The 3,656-nt window shown below is 57.0% G+C and carries 4 protein-coding genes; 1 reads left to right on the forward strand and 3 read right to left on the reverse strand.

Annotated elements, in window-relative coordinates; translation table 11 throughout:
- The coding region (locus AXF19_RS00180) for a CZB domain-containing protein (protein ID WP_172837335.1) at positions 1-710 on the forward strand (710 nt) is incomplete at its 5' end.
- Between the two features lie 75 nt (positions 711-785).
- On the opposite strand, the gene AXF19_RS00185 is transcribed toward AXF19_RS00180, so the two are convergent.
- The 3 genes from AXF19_RS00185 to AXF19_RS00195 form a co-directional block, all read right to left on the reverse strand.
- Entirely contained in the window at positions 786-1,559 is a 774-nt protein-coding gene (locus tag AXF19_RS00185) for an ABC transporter ATP-binding protein (RefSeq protein WP_066843430.1), read from the reverse strand.
- A 14-nt stretch (positions 1,560-1,573) separates the two neighbouring features.
- A complete protein-coding gene (locus tag AXF19_RS00190; protein ID WP_066843433.1) occupies positions 1,574-2,371 on the reverse strand; it encodes an ABC transporter ATP-binding protein in 798 nt (265 codons plus the stop codon).
- Positions 2,358-3,656: ABC transporter substrate-binding protein (locus tag AXF19_RS00195; protein ID WP_066849903.1), on the reverse strand; the 1,299-nt coding region annotated here is incomplete at its 5' end. The genes AXF19_RS00190 and AXF19_RS00195, both read right to left, overlap by 14 nt.

The raw sequence follows: 3,656 nt of genomic DNA on the forward strand, positions 1-3,656 counted from the left end.
CCGTCGATGAGATCCGTGACCAGCTGACGCAGATTCGCACGGGCGTCGAGCAGATTACGAATGAGTTCCAACAGATGGACGACTCCTTCCGTGCCAATGTCGAGGCCGTGGGGCAGGCATCCGGCGAATCGAGCAAGCTCACCGCAGTCTTTGATGCCATCAACAAAACAATCGACGATCTCGCGCCGCTTGCCCAGCGTCAATCTGCGGCATTCGAGGAGATGAACGCCACCCTCCAGTCCACCACCAATGATGTGGTACGAATGACGGACGGCTCAAAGACCTGCAACCGAGATATGTATGATTCGATCCGTAAAATCAATACGGTGCGCATGAACATCGGTGCATTAAAACTCGGCTTTGGTCCGAAAGAAATGATCGAATTTGCAAAGACCGACCACATGATCTGGGGAATGCGGATGCACCAAATGATGTGGGGCAATATCGAGCTCAACGCAGCCGATGTCGAGAACCATACAGTATGCCGCCTCGGAAAATGGTACTTCGGCGAAGGCAAGGAATCGTACGGTCGTATGCCGGAATTCGAGACCCTCGGTATCTGCCATGAGAAGTTCCACAAGCTCTGTGCCGCAACAATCCGTGCATATCATGACAAGCGTATGCAGGAGGTAGAGCGGAACCTGCCCGAGGTCGACCGTCTGTCCGACGAGGTTCTCTCCTGTCTCGACAAAATCAAGAGCAGGATATAAGGAAGCACTGATCAGCGGTGCTGAATCCATCAAAAAAGACTGCGTACGGAGCCGCATCTCCGTACGCAGTCTTTTTTATGTGCAATCATGCGGCAGCTGTGCTGCAATCAGCCGTCGTGTGAAGGGATGTACTGCCTCCCTCAGTGCCGTTGACGGCAGTTCTTCGACAATTTCACCATGCTCCATGACAAGAACGCGTGTGGTCATCTTCTGCACAACCGCAAGGTCATGCGTGACAAAAAGCCCCGTAAACCCATACTCAGAATGCAGTTCGCGGATAAAATCCAGAAGAGCTGCCTGTGTAACAACATCCAATGCGCTGGTCGGTTCATCAAAGAGCAACAGATTGGGACGAACAAAGAGTGCTCGGATCATCACTGCACGCTGAAGCTGACCCCCGCTGAGCTGATGCGGCAGACGCTCTGCCGTATCGGACGGCAGGTGTGCGCGCTCCAGCATCATATGCAGGGTACTGCGCTCCTCCCCGTCGGTGACAAGGCCGAAACGGCGCAGCGGCTCGAGCAGAAACTGCCCGACCGTCATACGCGGGCTGAATGCCTCGAGCGGATTTTGAAATATCAGTTGGAGATGTCGGTAGACATCGCGCGGCCATCCTCTCTGCACCGCTGTCAACGTCTGTCCCAAAAAGGAAATACATCCGTCAGACGGCGTTTCAAGTCCCGCAATCATCTGCAGGAGCGTGGACTTCCCGCAGCCGCTTGCACCGACGATTCCGGTGATTTCTCCCGCATATAGGTCAAAGGACACCCCCCTGACCGCTTCGACGAGGCGCGTTCCCTCACGATAGGTTTTCTTTAGATCCTGAACGCGAAGAACATTTTCTTTCATACGCCCCCCGATCCTCACGTCAAATACGGAACAGCATCCAGCAAGACCCTCGTATAGGGATGCGACGGCCGGTGCAGGACATCCTCTGCCCTGCCATGTTCAACAAATCTGCCGCTCTGCATGATGTAGATCGTATCCGCTACATAGGCTGCTGCGTCCATATTATGCGTCACAAAGACGATGGAGCAGCCCTGCTCCCCCGCCATACGCTTGAGCCGATCGAGCAGACTGCGGCTCGCAATGACATCGAGTGCGCTTGTCGGCTCATCGACCAAGAGGAATTTCGGCGCGAGCGAGAGCGTCATTGCCGTGGCAGCGCGCTGGCGCATACCGCCGCTGAGCTGGAACGGATACGCCTCCATGATCTTTTCGGGATCCTCCAGACCCTCACGACGCAGAGCAGCAATCGCGGTCTCCCGCCAGTCGCGCCCCGCACCGTGCGCCTTCAGATAGTCGGAGAACTGTGCACCGATGCGGCGTATGGGATTCAGATAGGCACCGGGATCCTGAAAAAGAACTGCGATGTCCCGCCCCATCAGGTCACTGCGCACATATGCGGCAGCATCGAGCAGCTCCGTCCCGCAAAAGGAGATCGCGCCGCCGTCGATGATGCCGCCGTCCGGCAGAACGCCGATGACGGCGCGCAGGAGGGTTGATTTCCCGCAGCCGCTCTCACCGACGACCGCTGCAATCTCACCGCGCCCGACCTCCATCGTCACATCACGCAGCACACAATGTGCATGAATGCGCAGTGTCAGGCGCACAATCGAGAGCAGGGAGCCTGATCTGTCCGCCGCCTTACTTCCCGCCAATCGTCAGATCCTTCGTGATGAGGTAGTAGTCGATCGGGTGCATATAGACGCCCGACACCTTGCTCGTCGCGACAACCTGGTTCGCCACGCTGAACAGGAAGAGGCTCGGCGTATCCTGCAGCACGAGGTTCTCAATCTGACCGGCGAGTGCAAGGCGTTCCTTGGCATCCGCAGAGTCGCCCATTCGCTTCAGGAGGCTGTCAACCTCGGGGTTGCTGTAGTGACCGACGTTCTCCTCACTGGTCGAGCGGAGTGTCTGATCCAGATACCAGAACGGATCATTTGTGCCGAGCGTGATCCAGTTGCTCTCCGTCAGGTCAAAGTCTCGCTTCGTCTTTGCCTCCTCGGAGTTCTGGATGCGGCGGATCGTCGCCTTGATGCCCACCTGCTTGAGCTGGTTCTGCAGAGCCTCATAAATCTCGGACTTGCTGCCCCACGCATTGATCGTCAGCTCGAGTTCCTTGCCGTCCTTCGTCACATAGCCATCTGCATTCTTCGCGGTATAACCTGCGGCGGCAAGCTCCTCCGCGGCCTTTGCGAGATCCGTATGCTGCCGCAGCGACTCCTGATACGAGGGCCCGAGGTGCGGCGGAAATACCGCCCCTGCGACAGCTGTGCCGTTCCCCTCGATCTTCACCAGATCATCGTAGTTAACCGCATAGCTGAGTGCACGACGCAGATGTGCATCCGCGAGCACACGCTCGAGATTCATGCGGAACATATAGACACGCACACCCGTGATCTCATGGATCTTGTATTTGTCATTCTCAAAGAGACTGCGGCTCGCACTGTTGCACCGCTGGATGTAATCCACATCGCCCGCCTGCAGTGCCATCGCACGCTTGTTGTCATCCTCGATGTTCTTGACCGTAAGCGTGTCAAGCCCAGGGGTGCCGTCCCAATAGTGCTCATTCTTCTTGAGCTGAATCTCCTCGTTCTTCTTGAAGCCGACAATCTGATAGGGGCCCGTCAGCACAGGTGCGGAATCCGCTTTCGAGAGATCCGCCTTCGTATTGATGATAACAAAGGCAGGCTCCGTCAGTGCCGCCACGAGTGCGCCGTACGGCTCCGTCGTCTCGATGAGGAGGTTCTGTCCGTCCACCTTGATTTCCTTGATCTTCGAGGACTTCTGCGAGCGCGGGCTCTCCTTCAGCGTGCGCTCGAGCGATGCCTTGACGAGCTCCGGCGTCATCGCCTCACCATCCTGGAACTTCACATTCTCACGGATGTGGAAACGCCACGTCGTCGGGTTGACCGCCTCCCACTTATCGGCAAGCTGCGGTGT

The sequence above is a fragment of the Selenomonas sp. oral taxon 126 genome (assembly GCF_001683335.1).
Classification (GTDB): Bacteria; Bacillota; Negativicutes; order Selenomonadales; family Selenomonadaceae; genus Centipeda.

Coding starts and splice junctions, on each gene's coding strand:
- AXF19_RS00185 (WP_066843430.1), bottom strand. CDS start 1,559: ATGAAAGAAAATGTTCTTCGCGTTCAGGATCTAAAGAAAACCTATCGT.